The 16,755-nt window shown below is 77.0% G+C and carries 4 protein-coding genes; all 4 read left to right on the forward strand.

What is annotated here, in order from left to right; all coding sequences use genetic code 11:
* Positions 1–283, forward strand: a 283-nt coding sequence (locus AB0N76_RS23355) for a phosphopantetheine-binding protein (protein WP_363559876.1), incomplete at its 5' end; no start/stop codon positions are given.
* A complete protein-coding gene (locus AB0N76_RS23360; protein WP_363559878.1) occupies positions 280–8,211 on the forward strand; it encodes an amino acid adenylation domain-containing protein in 7,932 nt (2,643 codons plus the stop codon). The genes AB0N76_RS23355 and AB0N76_RS23360, both read left to right, overlap by 4 nt.
* A complete protein-coding gene (locus tag AB0N76_RS23365; protein WP_363559880.1) occupies positions 8,211–15,455 on the forward strand; it encodes an amino acid adenylation domain-containing protein in 7,245 nt (2,414 codons plus the stop codon). Before AB0N76_RS23360 ends, AB0N76_RS23365 begins: the two co-directional genes overlap by 1 nt.
* Entirely contained in the window at positions 15,452–16,678 is a 1,227-nt protein-coding gene (locus AB0N76_RS23370) for a cytochrome P450 (protein WP_363559882.1), read from the forward strand. The genes AB0N76_RS23365 and AB0N76_RS23370 overlap by 4 nt, the downstream gene beginning before the upstream one ends.
* The last annotated feature ends 77 nt before the right edge of the window (positions 16,679–16,755 follow it).

Consider the following 16,755-nt stretch of genomic DNA (forward strand, 5'->3'; position numbering starts at 1 on the left):
CATCGCGCAGGTCTGGCAGGAAGTCCTCCAGCTCGACCGGATCGGCATCCACGACAACTTCTTCGACCTCGGCGGCCACTCCCTCCTCGCCACCCGGGTCGCCATTCGGATGCGCACCGCGTTCGGCTGCGACATCGGCGTGCGCGCCCTGTTCGAACGCCCGACGGTGGCGCGCTTCGCCACCGCCGTCGAGGAGCAACTGATCCGGGAGATCGCCGCGATGAGCGGCGAGGACGTGGCCGAGGCGCTGAAGACCGAGGCACCGAAGGGGGAGCAGCGATGACGAGCACGGTGCACGGACTGGTCGAGGCGCAGGCCCGGCGCAGTCCCGACGCGGTCGCCCTGGAGTTCGAGGGCGTGGAGGTGTCCTACCGGGAACTGGACCGCCGGGCGAACCGGCTGGCCCACCGGCTGCGCGCGCTCGGCGCCGGGCCGGAGCGGGTGGTCGCGGTCGGGGCACAGCGCTCCCCGGAGCTGGTGGTGGCGCTGCTGGGGATCCTCAAGAGCGGTGCGGCGTACCTGCCGCTGGACCTGGAGCTGCCGGCCGACCGGCTCGCCTCGATGGTCGACCGGACCGCGCCGGTGGCCCTGGTCCGCGGGCCCGGCCTGGACCCGGCGCTCGACCTCGGCACGGAGCTTCCCGAGGTGCTCCTCGACGGCGTCACCGACGACACCGCCGGGGCGGCGGACGGCCCGTGCGGCGTGCCGGTCGACGGGCGCAACCCCGCCTACGTGATGTTCACCTCCGGTTCCACCGGCAAGCCCAAGGGCGTGGTGGTCGAGCACCTGAGCGTGTGCAACCGGCTGCGCTGGGGCCAGCACGAGTACGGGATGACGCCCGACGAGCGGGTCCTGCAGAAGACCCCGTACGCCTTCGACGTCTCGGTGTGGGAGCTGTTCTGGCCGCTGACCGTCGGGGCCCGGCTGGTGATCGCCCGGCCGGGCGGGCACCGGGACGGGAGCTACCTGGTCGAGCTGATCCAGCGCCGCGGGATCACCACCGTGCACTTCATCCCCACCATGCTCGGCCTGTTCGCCGGCGAGCGCGGGGTGGCGGACTGCCTGGGCCTGCGCCGGGTGCTGACCAGTGGCGAGGAGCTGCCGACCGACCTGCAGAACCGGGTGCTGCGCCTGCTGCCGCACATCGAGCTGCACAACCTGTACGGGCCGACCGAGACGACCATCGAGGTCAGCGCCTGGCAGTGCCGGCCCGAGTGGCCGGGCCGGTCGGTGCCGATCGGCGCGGCCGTCGACAACAGCCGGATGCACATCCTCGACCCGCAGCTGCGTCAGGTCCCCGACGACGGCACCGGTGAGCTGTTCCTGTCCGGCGTCCAGCTCGCCCGCGGCTACCTGGGGCAGCCGGGCCTGACCGCGGAGCGCTTCCTGCCCGACCCGTACGGCGAGCCCGGGGGCCGGATGTACCGCAGCGGCGACCTGGCGGCCTGGCACCGGCCGGGCGTGGCCGAGTTCCTGGGCCGGGCCGACGACCAGCTGAAGCTCGGCGGCAACCGGGTCGAGCTGGGCGAGATCCAGGCCGTCCTGCACGAGCTGCCGGGGGTGCGCACGGCCGTGGTGGTGGCCGCCGGTTCGGCGGCCGAGCAGCGGATCGTCGCGTACGCGGTCGGCGACGGCCTGGACGTCGGCGACCTGCGCGAGGGCCTGGCCGCCCGGCTGCCCGGCTACATGGTGCCGTCCGCCTTCGTGCTGCTGGACGCGCTGCCGCTGACGCCCAACGGCAAGCTCGACCGCCGTGCTCTGCCCGCCCCGGACCGGCCCGAGCTGGCCATCCCGTACCGGGCGCCGGCGCCGGGGCTGCAGGAGCGGCTGGCGGCGGTGTGGGCGGCGCTGTTCAGCGTGGACCGGATCGGCGCCGACGACGACTTCTTCGCACTCGGCGGCCAGTCCATGCTGGCGGTGCGGCTGATCGCCCGGCTGCGCGAGGAGCTGGGCGCCGATGTCGCGCTGCGCGACCTGTTCGAGGCGCCGACCGTCGCCGGGCTGGCCGCCGCACTCGAACGTGCCGGCACCGGCGCCGGCGCGGGCACCGGCCCCGCCCGCCCGGCGCTCACCCGGGGCGGCGACGACGAGCCGGTGGTCGCCTCGTCCGGTCAGGAGCGGCTGCTGTTCCTGCACGAGCTGCACCCCGACAGCCCCGGCTACGTCATCCCGATCGCCTGGCGGGTGGCCGGCCGGCTCGACCCGACGCTGCTGCGCGGCTCGCTGGAGCGGCTGGCGGCCCGGCACGACGCCCTGCGCACCCGCTTCCCCGGCGGGGACCGGCCGCCCGTGATCGGCCCCGAGCCGGTGGTGGACCTGCGCCTCGCCGAGGCCGGGGAGTGGGACGAGGAGCTCGCCGCCGCCGAGCTGCGCCGGCCCTTCGACCTCGCCGCCGGCCCGGCCTGGCGGGCCGTGCTGTTCCGGCTCCCCGGGCAAGACGTCCTGCTGCTGGTGCTGCACCACCTGGTCGCCGACGGCTGGTCGCTCGGCGTCATCGCCCGCGAGCTGGGCGAACTGTACGCGGGCGGCACCCCGCCGCTGCCGCCGGTGCGCTACGCGGACTTCGCCCGCCACCAGCGCGCCGAGCTCACCCCGGCCCGGCTGGCCGACCGGCTGGCCTGGTGGCGCGCGACCCTGACCGGCGTCCCGGTGCTGGAGCTGCCCACCGACCGGCCCCGCCCGGCGGTCCTGGGCACCGACGGCGCCACCCTGCGGTTCGCGCTCCCCCAGGAGGCGCTGCGCACCCTGGAACAGCTCGCCCGGGACGGCTCCACCACCCTGCACACCCTGCTGCTGGCGGTGTTCCAGGTGCTGCTGGGCCGGTGGAGCGGGCAGCGGGACTTCGCCGTCGGCACGGCGGCCGCCGGACGGGCGCACGCCGAACTGGAGCACGTGGTCGGCTTCTTCGCCAACACCCTCGCGGTGCGGGCCGACCTGGCCGGCGACCCCACCCTCGACGAGCTGCTCGGCCGGGTCCGGGAGGCCGTCCTCGGCGCGTACGACCACCAGGACGTGCCGTTCGAGCGGGTGGTGGAGGAGCTGCGGCCGGACCGCGACCTGAGCCGCAACCCGGTGTTCCAGACCATGTTCGCGCTGCGCGACGCCACCGCCGCGCTGCGGCTGCCCGGGCTCGCCGCCGAGGAGCTCCCGCTCGGCTGGCGGACCGCCAAGTTCGACCTGACTCTGTTCGTGGACCGGGCGGCCGACGGCGGCTGCACCGGCCTGTTCGAGTACGCGACGGACCTCTTCGACGCCGCCACGGTCGAGCGGCTCGCCGCCGGCTTCGGCCGGCTGCTGCTGGCGATCGCCGAGCGGCCGGACGGGCGGCTCGGCGACTGGGACCTGCTGGACCCGGCGGAGGCGGCCCGGCTGGTGGCGGCGGGCACCGCCCCCCGGCCCCCGATCGAGCCGCTCCCGCTGCACCGGCTGGTCGCCGACCGGGCCGCCGCCCAGGGCGAACGCCCGGCCCTGGTGGACGGCCCGGTCGTCTGGACGTACGCCGACCTGGACGCGCGGGCCAACCGGCTCGCCCACCACCTGATCTCACTCGGCGCCGGCCCGGAGACCGTGGTGGCCGTCAGCCTGCCGCGCGGCGCCGAGCTGGTGGCCGCGCAGCTCGCGGTGCTCAAGGCCGGCGCCGCCTACCTGCCGCTGGACGCCGACCAGCCGGCGGAGCGCAGCCGCCACCTGCTCGCGGAGAGCGGTGCCCGGCTGCTGATCGGCGACGCCGGGCGCCCGGCGCTGGGCTGCCGGGTGGTCGACCTGGCCCGTGAGGCGGCCACGATCGACCGGCTCCCCGACACCGCGCCGGAAGTGGCCGTCGGCCCGGACCACCTCGCCTTCCTGGTCTACACCTCCGGCTCCACCGGGCGGCCCAAGGGCGTGGCGATCAGCCACCGGGCGCTGGTGCGCACCGTCCGCGCGGGCAGCCACCTCGCGCTCGGACCGGAGGACCGGGTGGCACTCGCGGCCAGCCCGGTGTTCGACGCGGCGACCTTCGAGGTGTGGGCCACGCTGGTGGCCGGGGCGGCCCTGGTGGTCACCCCGCCGGACGTGGTGCTGTCGCCGGACGCGCTGGCCGGGCACCTGGAGCGGCACCGGGTCACCACGCTGTTCCTCACCACCGCGCTGTTCAACCAGGTCGTCCGGGAGCGCCCGCGGGCGCTGGCCGCGCTGCGGACGGTGCTGTTCGGCGGCGAGGCGGCCGACCCGCTGGCGGTGGGCGCGCTGCTCGCCGAGGCGGGCGGCCCGGACCGGCTGCTGCACATGTACGGCCCGGCCGAGTCGACCACCTTCGGCACCTGGCACCTGGTGGACGGCCGTGACCGCGGCGCCGCCGGGGTGCCGATCGGCCGGCCGGTGGACAACACCACCGCGTACGTGGTGGACGAGCGGCTGCGGCCGGTCCCGGTCGGGGTGGTCGGCGAGCTGCTGCTCGGCGGCGCCGGTCTGGCCCGGGGGTACGCGGGCGCGCCGGGCCGCACCGCCGAGCGCTTCCTGCCGGATCCGTTCGGCCCGCCCGGCGCCCGGGTCTACCGCACCGGCGACCTGGTGCGCTGGGACGCCCGGGGCCGGCTGGAGTTCGTCGGCCGGGCCGACGGCCAGGTCAAGGTGCGCGGCTTCCGGGTCGAGCCGGGCGAGGTCGAGGGCGCGGTGCGCCGTCACCCGGCGGTGCGGGACACCGTGGTGGTGGCCCGGCCGGACCGCAGCGGCGCGCTCGCCCTGGTCGCCTACGCGGTCGGCGACCGCGCCGCGCTGGACGGGCTGGCCGGCTTCCTCGCCGAGCGGCTGCCCGCCTACCTGGTGCCGTCCGCCGTGGTGGTGCTCGACGAACTGCCGCTCACCCGCAACGGCAAGGTGGACCGGGCCGCCCTCCCCGCGCCGGTGCACACCCCGGCCGGGCGCGGGCGCCGTCCGGCCGCCGGGCTGGAGCGGGAGCTGGCCGCCGTCTGGTCGGAGGTGCTGGGTGTCGACGAGCCGGGCGCGGAGGACGACTTCTTCGATCTCGGCGGGCACTCGCTGCTGGCCATCAGGGTGGTCGGCGCGGTCGCCGAACGGACCGGCCGGCAGCTGACCTTCCGTGACCTCTTCACCGCCCGCACCATCTCGGGGCTGGCCAAACTGCTCGACGACGCCGGCAGCGGCCCGGCCGCGGACGGACCGATCCGGCGCGGCACCGGCGACACCGGGCTGCCCGCCTCCTTCGGGCAGGAGCGGCTGGTGTTCCTGGACCGCCTGGAGGAGGCCGGCGTCGCGTACACGATCCCGGTGGCCTGGCGGCTGACCGGTCCGCTGGACGAGGCCCGGCTGGCCGCCGCGCTGGACGCCCTGGTGGCCCGGCACGAGGTGCTGCGCACCCGGTTCGCGCTGGCCGACGGCGTGCTGACGCAGGACATCCGCCCCGGCTGGGCCGGGCTGGACGTCCGGGCGGCCGGCTCCGCCGCCGAGGCCGAGCGGGCGCTGCGCGAGGAGGCCCGGGTGCCGTTCGACGTGGTCGGCGGGCCGCTGTTCCGGGCCGTGCTCTGGCGGATCGGCGCGGCCGAGCACGTGCTGCTGCTGGCGCTGCACCACACCGTCGCGGACGGCTGGTCGGCCGGGCTGCTGGTCCGTGACCTGCAGGCCTGCCACGACGGCGCGGCGCTGCCCGAACTCCCGGTCCGCTACGCCGACTTCGCGCGCTGGCAGCGCGAGCGACTGGGCGGCGACGGACCGGCCGCGGAGCTCGCCCACTGGCGGGAGCGGCTGGCCGGCCTGCCGACCCTGGAGCTGCCCACCGACCGGCCGCGGCCGGCGGTGCGCACCGGCGCCGGCGACTCGGTCGCCTTCACCGTCGGCCCCGAGCTGACGGCCCGGCTGGAGGAGCTCGGCCGGGCGCACGGCGCGACCCTGTTCATGACCCTTCTGGCCGCCTACCAGGTGCTGCTCGGACGCTGGAGCGGGCAGGCCGACTTCGGCGTCGGCACCCCGGTCGCCGGCCGGGGCCGCCCCGAAGTCCGGGACGTGGTGGGCTTCTTCCTCGACACCCTGGTCCTGCGGGCCGACCTCACCGGCGACCCGGGCTTCACCGAGCTGCTCGACCGGGTCCGCACCGACGCCCTCGGCGCGTACGAGCACCAGGACGTCCCGTTCGGCCGGCTGGTGGAGGAGCTGCACCCGGAGCGGGAGCTCAACCGCACCCCGCTGTTCCAGGCCATGTTCAGCTTCAACGACTGGAACCTCGACACCCTGCGGCTCGGCCCCGTCACCGGCACCGCCGTCCCGGTCGACCGGGGCGCGGCCAAGCTCGACCTCACCCTGGAGCTGGTGCACGGCCCCGACGGGCTGGCCGGCGCCCTCGACTTCACGACCGACATCCTCGACGCCGCCGCCGTCGGCCGGATGGCCGAGGCGTACACCGCGATCCTGCGGGAGGCCGTCGCCACCCCGACCGCGCGGATCGGCGCGCTGCTGCCGGTCCCGCCGCAGCCGGCCGCCCCGGCCCGGACCGCCCCGGCCCGCCCGCTGCTGGAGCGGATCGCCGACCACGTCCGGGACACCCCGGAAGCCCCGGCCGTGCTCGACGGCGGCGTCCGGCTCGGCTACGCCGAACTCGACCGGCGGGCCAACCGGCTCGCCCACCACCTGCTCGCCCTCGGCGCCGGCCCGGAGGACCGGATCGGGCTGCGGCTGCGCCGGGGCGCCGACACCGTGGCCGCCGTCCTCGGGGTCTGGAAGGCCGGCGGCGCGTACGTCGCGCTCGACCCCGACCTGCCCGAGGCCCGGACCGCCCGGATCGCCGAGGACGCGGGGCTGCGGCTGGTGATCGACGAGACCACCCTGGCCGACCCGGCGCTGAGGCTCCGTCCGGACACCGCGCCCGACACCGCCCCGGCGCCGGACGGGCTCGCCTACCTCGTCTACACCTCCGGCTCCACCGGCGCGCCCAAGGGCGTGTCGGCCGCCTTCGACACCGTCACCGACTACCTGGACACCGTGCTCGCCCACTACCGGCTGACCCGCGCGGACGTCGTCCTGCAACGGGCCTCGCCCTCCTTCGACGCCTTCCTGCGCGACTGCGTCGGCCCGCTCACCGTCGGCGCGACCGTGCTGCTGGCCGGCCAGTCCGACCTGTCCGGCCTGGCGGAGGACCTCGCCCACCCGGGCACCCCCGCCCCGACCGCCGTGCTCAGCATGGTGCCCTCGCTGCTGCACCAGCTGATCGACGGCGGCGAGTTCACCGCCGAACGGCTGCCGGCGCTGCGGCTGCTGGTGCTCAGCGGCGAGGCCCGCACCCCGGAGCTGCTGGCCCGGCTGCACCGCGCGCTGCCCGGACTGCGCCGGGTGGTCAACCACTACGGCCCGACCGAGTGCACCCTGACCACCACCGTCGAGGACCTCGACCCCGCGCTGCCGGTCCGCCCCGGCTCCATCGGCCGCCCGATGCCGGGCACCGCCGTCCAGGTGCTGGACGCCGCGCTGCGGCCGGTGCCGACCGGCGTGTTCGGCGAGCTGTACATCGGCGGCGCCGGGCTCACCCGGGGCTACCACGGGCGGCCCGGCCTGACCGCCGCCGCCTTCGTCCCCGACCCGTTCGGGCCGCCCGGCGCCCGGCTGTACCGCACCGGCGACCGCGGCCGCCGACTGGCCGACGGCACCCTGGAGTTCGCCGGCCGGCTCGACCGGCAGGTCAAGGTGCGCGGCGTGCGGATCGAGCCCGCCGAGGTGGAGGCCGCGCTGGCCGCGCACCCCGGCGTCGGCGCGGCGGCCGTGGTCGCCCGCCCCGACGGCCCGAACGGCTGGCGGCTCACCGGCTACGCCCAGCGGGTGCCGGGCGCGCCGCTGACGGTCGCCGGGCTGCGCACCCACCTGGAGACCGTGCTGCCCTACGCGATGGTCCCCGCCGCCCTGGTGGTGCTGAACGCCCTGCCGCTGCTCGGCAACGGCAAGGTGGACCGGGCCGCCCTCCCGGAACCGGCCGCCCCCGGCGGCGCGGCCGCGCACGTCGCCCCGCGCACCGCCACCGAGCGGGCCCTCGCCGAGGTGTGGGCCGAACTGCTCCACCGGCCGGACATCGGCGTCGAGGACGACTTCTTCGACCTCGGCGGCCACTCCCTGACCGCCATGCGGGTGATCTCCCGCCTGCGGTCCCGACTCGACGCCACGGTCACCCTCCGCGCCTTCTTCGAGGCCCGGACCATCGCCGGACTCGCCCGGAAGCTGGAGGAGCACTGATGAACGACCTCTCCCCCGTCCAGCGGGAACTGCTCCGCCGACGGCTGGCCGGCCTGGCCGGGCCCGGCCCGGACGCGGACGCGCTCACCCCGGTCACCGGCGACACGGACCTCGCGGTGTCGTTCGGGCAGGAGCGGCTGGTGTTCCTGGACCGCCTGGAGGGCCCCGGACCGGCGTACACCATCCCGGTGGCCTGGCGGCTGACCGGGCCGCTGGACCGCGACCGGCTGGCCGCCGCCTTCGACCGGGTGGTGGCCCGGCACGAGCCGCTGCGCACCCGGTTCACCGTGACCGACGGCACCGTCCGCCAGCAGGTGGACCCCGGCTGGCCCGGCGTCGACTGGCGCGGGGACCTGCCGGCCGCGGAGCTCGCCCGGGCCGTCCGGCAGGCCGCCGACGAGCCCTTCGACCTGGCCACCGGCCCGGTCCTGCGGGTCACCGGCTGGCGGGTCGCCGAGGCGGCCGCGGAGGAGCACGTGGTGCTGGTGGCGCTGCACCACATCGCCGCCGACGGCTGGTCGGTCGGCGTCCTGGTGCGCGAGCTGGAGGCCTGCTACGCCGGCCGGGAGCTGCCCGGACTCCCGGTCCGCTACGCCGACTTCGCCGCCTGGCAGCGCCGCACCCCGCGCCCGGCGGGGCCGGAGCACTGGCGCCGCCGGCTGGCGGCGGTGCCGCCGCTGGAGCTGCCCACCGACCGGGCCCGCCCGGCCGGGCGCTCCACCGCGGGAGCGGTGACCGAGTTCGCCCTGCCGCCGGAGCTGGTGGCCGGCCTGGAGCGGCTCGGCCGCCGGCACGGCGCGACGCTGTTCATGACCCTGCTGGCCGGGTTCGAGGTGCTGCTGTCCCGCTGGAGCGGCCAGGGCGACTTCGCGATCGGCACGCCGGTCGCCGGGCGCGGCCGCCCCGAGGTGGAGCCGCTGATCGGCTTCTTCGTCAACACCCTGGTGCTGCGGGCCGATCTGGCCGGGGACCCGTCCTTCGGCGAGGTGCTGGACCGGGTCCGGGCGGACGCGCTCGGCGCGTACGAGGACCAGGACGTGCCGTTCGAGCGGATCGTCGACGAGCTCGCCCCGGAGCGGGACCTGCACCGCACCCCGCTGTTCCAGGCCATGTTCAGCCTGGACGAGGAGGCCGACGACCGCCCGGTCCGGCTGGCCGGACTCACCGGCGCCCGCTACGACCTGGAGCTGGACGCGGTCAAGTTCGACCTGGTGCTGCAGGCCGCCCGCCGGCCCGAGGGCGTCGTCGCCGCCTTCTTCCACCGGGCGGACCTGTGGGGCCCCGGGACGGTGCGGCGCTGGGCCGGGCAGTACACCCGGCTGCTGGAGCAGGCGCTCGCGCACCCGGACACCCCGCTGTCGGCGCTGGAGCTGCTGCCGGAGGCCGAGCGGCGGCAACTGGCCGCCTGGACCGCCCCGGAGTGCTCGTACCCGAGCGAGGACCTGCTGCACCGGCGCTTCGAACGGCACGCGGCCGCCCGTCCGGACGCCCTCGCGGTGGTCGCCGGGGGCGAGCGGCTGGACTACCGGACGCTGAACGAGCGGGCCAACCGGCTCGCCCACCGGCTGCGCGCGGCCGGGGTCGGCCCGGAGACGGTGGTCGGGCTCTGCGTGGCGCGCGACGCCGATCTCGCGGTCGGGATCCTCGGCATCCTCAAGGCCGGCGGCGGCTACCTGCCGCTGGACCCGGAGCACCCGCGCGAGCGCCTGGCCTTCGTGGCGGCGGACGCGGGCGTCACCCTGGCGGTGGTCTCGCCGGGCCTCGGCGACAAGGTCCCGGCCGCCGTCGGCGCGCACGTGCGGCTGGACGACCCGGCACTGGCCGCCGAGCCGGCGGCCGACCCGGCGCCGCTCGGCGACCCCGACGCGCTGGCGTACATCATCCACACCTCCGGCTCCACCGGCCGGCCCAAGGGCGTCTGCGTCCCGCACCGGCAGGTGGTCCGGCTGCTGGACTCCTGCGAGGAGGCACTGGAGCTGGCCCCGGGCGGGGTGTGGAGCCTGTTCCACTCCTACGCCTTCGACTTCTCGGTCTGGGAGCTGTGGGGCGCGCTGGCCCGGGGCGGCAGCGTGGTGCTGGTCGACCGGGACACCGCCCGGGACCCGGGCCGGTTCGCCGCCCTGGTCGAGGCCGAGCGGGTCTCCGTGCTCAGCCAGACCCCCGGCGCGTTCCGCAACCTGCGCGCCGCCCTGGCCGGCCGGCCGCTCGCCGCGCTGGGCGTGCGGACGGTGGTGCTCGGCGGGGAGAAGCTCGACCTGCCCGAGCTGGACGGCTGGCCGGCCGGCCCGGGCGCCGGGGTCCGGCTGGTCAACATGTACGGCATCACCGAGACCACGGTGCACGTCACCCACCACACCGTCACCCCGGCCGACCTGACGGGCCCGGCGCTCTCCCCGATCGGCCGGGCCCTGGGCGACCTGACCGCGCACGTCCTGGACCGGCACCTGCGGCCGGTCCCGCCCGGGGTGGTCGGCGAGCTGTACGTGGGCGGCGCCGGCCCGGCCCGCGGCTATCTCAACCGGCCGGGGCTGACCGCCGAACGCTTCGTCCCCGACCCGTTCGCCGCCGTGCCGGGAGCCCGGCTCTACCGCACCGGCGACCGGGCCCGGCAGCTTCCCGACGGCAGCCTGGAGTACCGGGGCCGGGCCGACGACCAGGTGAAGATCCGCGGCCACCGGATCGAACTCGGCGAGGTGGAGGCCGCGCTGCTCGGCCACCCCGCCGTCGCGCAGGCCGCCGTCCTGGCCCGGGGCACCCGCAGCGGCGAGTACCGGCTGCACGCCTACCTCGTCCCCGCCGGCCCGCTTGACCGGGAGGAGCTGCGCCGCCGGCTGCTGGAGCGGCTGCCCGAGCCGATGGTGCCCGCCTCGTTCACGGTGCTGGCGGCGATGCCGCTGACCGCCAACGGCAAGATCGACCGCAAGGCGCTGCCGGCCGCCGACGGCACCGGGCTGGACAGCGTGCGCGCCCACGTCCCGCCGGCCACCCCGACCGAACGGGCGCTCGCCGAGGTGTGGGGCGCGGCGCTCGGCGTGGCGCGGGTCGGCGCCACCGACCGCTTCTTCGAGCTCGGCGGGGACTCCATCCTGGCGCTGCGGGTGGTGGGCCTGGCGGAGCAGCGCGGGCTGACCGTGCCGCTGCGCACCGTCTTCGCCCACCAGGAACTGGCCGAACTGGCCCGCGCCGTGGACGAGGCGGCCGGGCCGAGCGCCACCCCCGCATCCCCGGCCGGCCCGGTGGAGCCGTTCGCCCTGCTGTCGGCGGCGGACCGCGAGCGGCTGCCCGCCGGGCTCGCGGACGCCTACCCGCTGACCCGGATGCAGCAGGGCATGCTCTACGAACTGCTCGCCGACGCCGGCAAGAACACCTACCACAACGTCACCAGCTTCCGGATCCAGGAGCCGGCCGGCTTCGACGCGGCGGCGATGCGCGCGGCCGCCCGGGCGATCGTCCGCCGGTACGAGATCCTGCGCACCGGCTTCGACTGGGCCGGCTACGACGAACCGCTGCAACTCGTCCACCCCTCGGCCGAGTTGCCGGTCGGGGTGGAGGATCTGCGGGGCCTGGACGAGACGGCCGCCGCCGAGCGGGTGCGCGGCTACCTGCACACCGAGGCGGGCCGCTGGTTCGAGCTGGCGGTGCCGCCGCTGATCCGGCTGCACGTGCACGTGCTGAACGCGGCCGAGTACCGGCTGACCATCACCGACTGCCACGCCGTGCTGGACGGCTGGAGCCTGACCTCGCTGATCGCCGAGCTGGTCGAGCGGCACCGCCGGGCCGTCACCGGCGCGGCCCCCGCACCGGAGTCGGAGCCGGAGCCGGACGGACCGCCGGTGCCCGCCTTCGCCGAGTACGTGGCGCTGGAACGGGCCGCCGTCGCCGACCCCGCCGCCCGGGCGTTCTGGGACGCCATGGTGGAGTCCTTCCCGCCGGTGCGCCTGCCGCGCGCCACCGGGGGTGAGCTCGCCGACAAGGGCACCCACGAGGCGCTGCGCTCCTACGGCCACCTGACGGCCGGGCTGGACGCGCTCGCCGCCCGGGCCGGGGTGCCCCGGAAGACGGTGCTGTTCACCGCCCACCTGCGGCTGATGCGCCGGCTCGCCGAGGGCGAGGCCTACTCGACCGGGATGGCCACCAACGGCCGCCCCGAACGGGCCGGGGCGGACGGCATGCGCGGGGTGTTCCTCAACGTGGTGCCGTTCGGCGCCCGCTCCGCCGCGACCAGCTGGCTCGGCCTGCTGCGGGACGTCTTCGCCGCCGAGCAGGAGGTGATCCCGCACCGCCGGTTCCCGCTGGCCGAGCTGCAGAGCGGCCGGTGGGCCGGGGAGGTGCTGGTCGACACCGCCTTCAACTACGTGCACTTCCACGGCCTGGACAGCGAGCACAAGGAGGACATCGAGGAGATCGCCCGGACCAACTTCGGGCTGATGGTCACCACCGGTCCGGCGGGCGTCTCCTTCGAGGCCGACGCCGGCCGGATGTCCCGGGCGGAGGTGGAGCGGCTCGCCGACGCGTACTGCGCGCTGCTCGCCGCGATGGTCGCCGACCCGGAGGCGGCCCCGGCGCTCGCGCTCCCCGCCGAGACCCCGGCCCGGGCGGCCGACGGGCCCCGGGACGACCGCAGCGTGGTGGCGGTCTTCGCGGAACGGGCGGCCGCGCACCCCGACCGGGTGGCGCTGGCCACCGCCGACGGCCGCACCGTCAGCTACGGCGAACTGCGGGCGCGGGCCGAGCGGATCGCCCGGCGGCTGCGCCGGCACGGCGCCGGACCGGGCCGGGTGGTCGGGCTGTGCGCGGAGCGCTCCGCCGAGCTGGTGGCCGGGCTGCTCGGGATCCTCGCGTCCGGTGCCGCGTACCTGCCGCTGGACCCGGCCGACCCGGCGCAGCGACTGGACCGGATGGTCACCGACACCGGCGCCGACCTGGTCCTGGTCCAGCCCGACCGGCGCGCGGCGGTGCCCGCCCGGGTCACCACCGTGCTCGACCTCACCGTCGAGGACTCCGCCGATTCCGCCGCCGAGGCCGATTCCGCCGAGTCCACCGCCGAGGGCGCCCTCCCGCTGCCCGACGCCGACGGCGCGGCCTGCGTGCTCTACACCTCCGGCTCCACCGGCCGCCCCAAGGGCATCGCGCTGCCGCACCGGGCGATCGTCGACTCCCTGCTCGACCAGGACTTCCTCCGCCCGGACGAGCACGAGACGGTCCTGCACCTGAGCAGCTTCAACTGGGACGCGGCGATCTTCGAGCTGCTCGGCCCGCTGCTGACCGGCGGCACCTGCGCGCTCCACCCGGCCGGGCCGCTCACCCCGGCCGGCATCGCCGACTCGCTGCGCCGGCACCGCGTCACCACCGCGTTCCTCACCACCTCGCTGTTCAACCTGGTCGTCGACCAGCAGCCGGACGCGCTGGCCGGCCTGCGCCGGCTGATCATCGGCGGCGAGGCCGCCTCCCCGGCCCACCTGCGCGAGCTGCTGGCCCGCCGGCCCGACCTGCGCCTGCTCAACGGCTACGGCCCGGTGGAGTGCACCTTCATCGTCACCCGGCACGAGGTGCGGGCCGTCGCCGCCGACGCGGTCGCCGTCCCGATCGGCCGGCCGCTGGCCCGCACCACCGTCCTGGTCGTCGACGAGGAACTGCGCCCCGTCCCGGCCGGGATGTCCGGGGAGATCGTGGTCGGCGGCGACTGCCTGGCCCTCGGCTACGTCGGCCAGCCCGGGCTCACGGCGGAACGTTTCGTCCCCGACCCGGCCGGCCACGGCCGCCGGCTCTACCGCACCGGCGACCGGGGGCGGCTGCGAGCCGACGGCGAGCTGGAGTTCGGCGGTCGGCTGGACGGCCAGGTGAAGATCCGGGGCCGCAGGATCGAACCCGGCGAGATCGAGGCCGTGCTGGTCGCGCACCCCGCCGTGGGGGCCGCCGCCGTCCTCGCCCGCACCGACCGGCCGGGCGAGGCCGTCCTGGTGGGCTACCTCGTCCCGGCGGCCGGCGCCGCCCTGCCCGGCGCCGCCGAGCTGCGCCGCTGGCTGCGCGACCGCCTCCCCGCCTACCTGGTGCCGACGGCGCTCGTCCCGCTGGCCGCACTGCCGGTCACCCCGAACGGCAAGACCGACCGGGCGGCCCTGCCCGCGCCGGACGGCCTGGTCGAATCGGAGCAGCCGTACGTGGCGCCGCGCACCGAGGCCGAGACCACACTGGCCAAGCTCTGGGCCGAGACCCTGCGGCTGGACCGGGTCGGGGTGCACGACGACTTCTTCGACCTCGGCGGCAACTCGCTGGCCATCGTCCGGGTCGCCGCCCGGGCCTGCGACCTCGGCCTCCCGGTCGGGGTGGCGGACCTGCTGGAGAACCCGACCGTGGCCGCGCTGGCCGCCGCCGTCACCGCCCGGGCGTCGGCGGACGCGGCGGACACCCCGGTCCGCCGGGCGGGCGAGGTCCTGGTCGTGCTCCGCGAGGGCACCGGCGACCCGCTGTACTGCGTGCACCCCAGCGGCGGCAGCGTCGCCTGGTACCTCCCGCTGGCCAGGGCGCTGCCGCCCGGCCGGCCGGTGATCGGCCTCCAGGCCCGGGGCATCGACGGCGGCACCGACGCCGACACCATGGCCGGCCTGGCCGAGGACTACGTCCGGCAGCTGCGGACGCACCGGCCGCAGGGCCCGTACACGCTGCTCGGCTGGTCGATGGGCGGCAACATCGCCCAGGAGATGGCCATCCGGCTCACCGCGGCGGGCGAGCGGGTCGAACTGCTGCTGCTGGAGCCCGCCGTGCCCGACGCCGACGGGATGTTCGCCGTCACCGAGGCGCTCGACCTGCTGGACCGCGCGGTCGCCCTGCGCGAGGCGGTCCGCCGGCTCTCCCCCGGCACCCCGGCCCGGCTCAGCCAGGAGCGGGAACTGGTGGCGACCCTGCTGGCCGCCGGCGTCAACGCGACCGAGGCCGGCCTGGGCGCCGACTGGCCGGTGGCGATGTGGACGGCCCTGCTGCGCGCCGCCGCCGGCTACCGCCCCGCGCCGTACCCGGGCCCGGTACACCTCCTGGTCAGCGCCGAGTCCACGGACGCCGCCCCGGACCGCCGCTCGGTGGTCGCGGGCGCGGACTACCCCGCGTACGAGCGGCGCTGCCGGGAGATGTTTCCCGGCGCGCTGACCGTCCACCGCCTGCCCGGCACCCACCGGAGCATGGTCACCGACCCGGACGTGGCCGCCGTCGCCGCCATCGCCGCCGACCTGATGGAGCACCCGGCATGACCGCCACCGACCACGCCTTCGACCCCTACCTGCTGGACGACGCGTTCGTCGCCGACCCGTACCCGCCGCTCGCCCGGCTGCGCGAGGCCGCGCCCGTGCACTGGAGCCCGGCCAACCGCGCCTGGCTGGTGACCGGTTACCAGGAGGTCGCCGCCTGCTTCGCCGAGCCCGCGGTGTCCGCCGACCGGATCGGCCCGGTGCTGGCCCAGACGCCGCTGCACCTGCTCGGCCCGGAGGCCGCCCGCGCCTTCAAGATCATGGCCGGCTGGATGGTCTTCGTCGACGAGCCCGAGCACCGCCGGCTGCGCGGCGTCTTCCGGGGCGCCTTCGGCCCCGGGCAGATCCGGCGCAACCGCCCGATGGTGCAGGAGGCGGTGACCCGGCTGACCGCCGGAGCCGCGGCCGGCGGCCCGGTCACCGACCTGGTGGCCGACTTCGCCCGCCCGCTGCCCGCCACCGTCGCGGCCGCCTGGATGGGCGTGCCGGCGGAGGACACCGCGGACTTCCAGCGCTGGGCGCTGCTGGTCGGCGACCTCGCCCTCGGCACCGTGCAGTCGCCGGAGGAGACCGAGGCCTCGCACCGGGCCCTGCTCGACCTCTTCGGCTACCTGCGCCACCTGGTCCGCCGGCGCCGCGAGGAGCCCGGGGCCGACCTGATCAGCGCCGCCCTGGCCGGCGGGCTGGTGGGCGAGGAGGTCGGCGAGGACGAGTTCGTCGCCATGCTCACCCACATCGCCTTCGCCGGCGGCGAGACCACCAGCAACCTGATCGCGGTCGGCGTGTGGAACCTGCTGCGCCACCCCGAGCAGCTCGAACTGCTGCGCGCCGACCCCGAGGTGGCCCGCGGCGCCGTCGAGGAACTGCTGCGCTTCGACGGCCCGTCCAAGCTGTCGGTGCGCCACATCGCGGCCGACTTCACCCTCGGCGGGCGCACCCTGCGGTCCGGCGACCGGCTCTACCTGGTCACCGCGGCCGCCAACCGGGACCCGGCCGCCTTCGACCGCCCCGATGACCTGGACCTGCGCCGCTCCCCCAACCCGCACCTCGGCTTCGGCCACGGCGAGCACTTCTGCCTGGGCGCGCCGCTGGCCCGCCTGGTCGCCGGGGCGGCGCTCACCGACCTGCTGGCCGCCTCGCCGAAGCTCGCCCTGGCCGAGCCCGCGGTCGGCTGGCAGCCCTCGCTGCTGAACCGCAGCCTCCGCGCGCTCCCCGTCCGGCTCTGAACCGCCCGCCCGAGCGAACCCGTCCATCCGTCCACCGCCCGTTCATCCGTCCATCCATCCCATCCGAGAGAAGGGTC

It is taken from the genome of Kitasatospora sp. NPDC093806 (genome assembly GCF_040683335.1).
Classification (GTDB): domain Bacteria; phylum Actinomycetota; class Actinomycetes; order Streptomycetales; family Streptomycetaceae; genus Kitasatospora.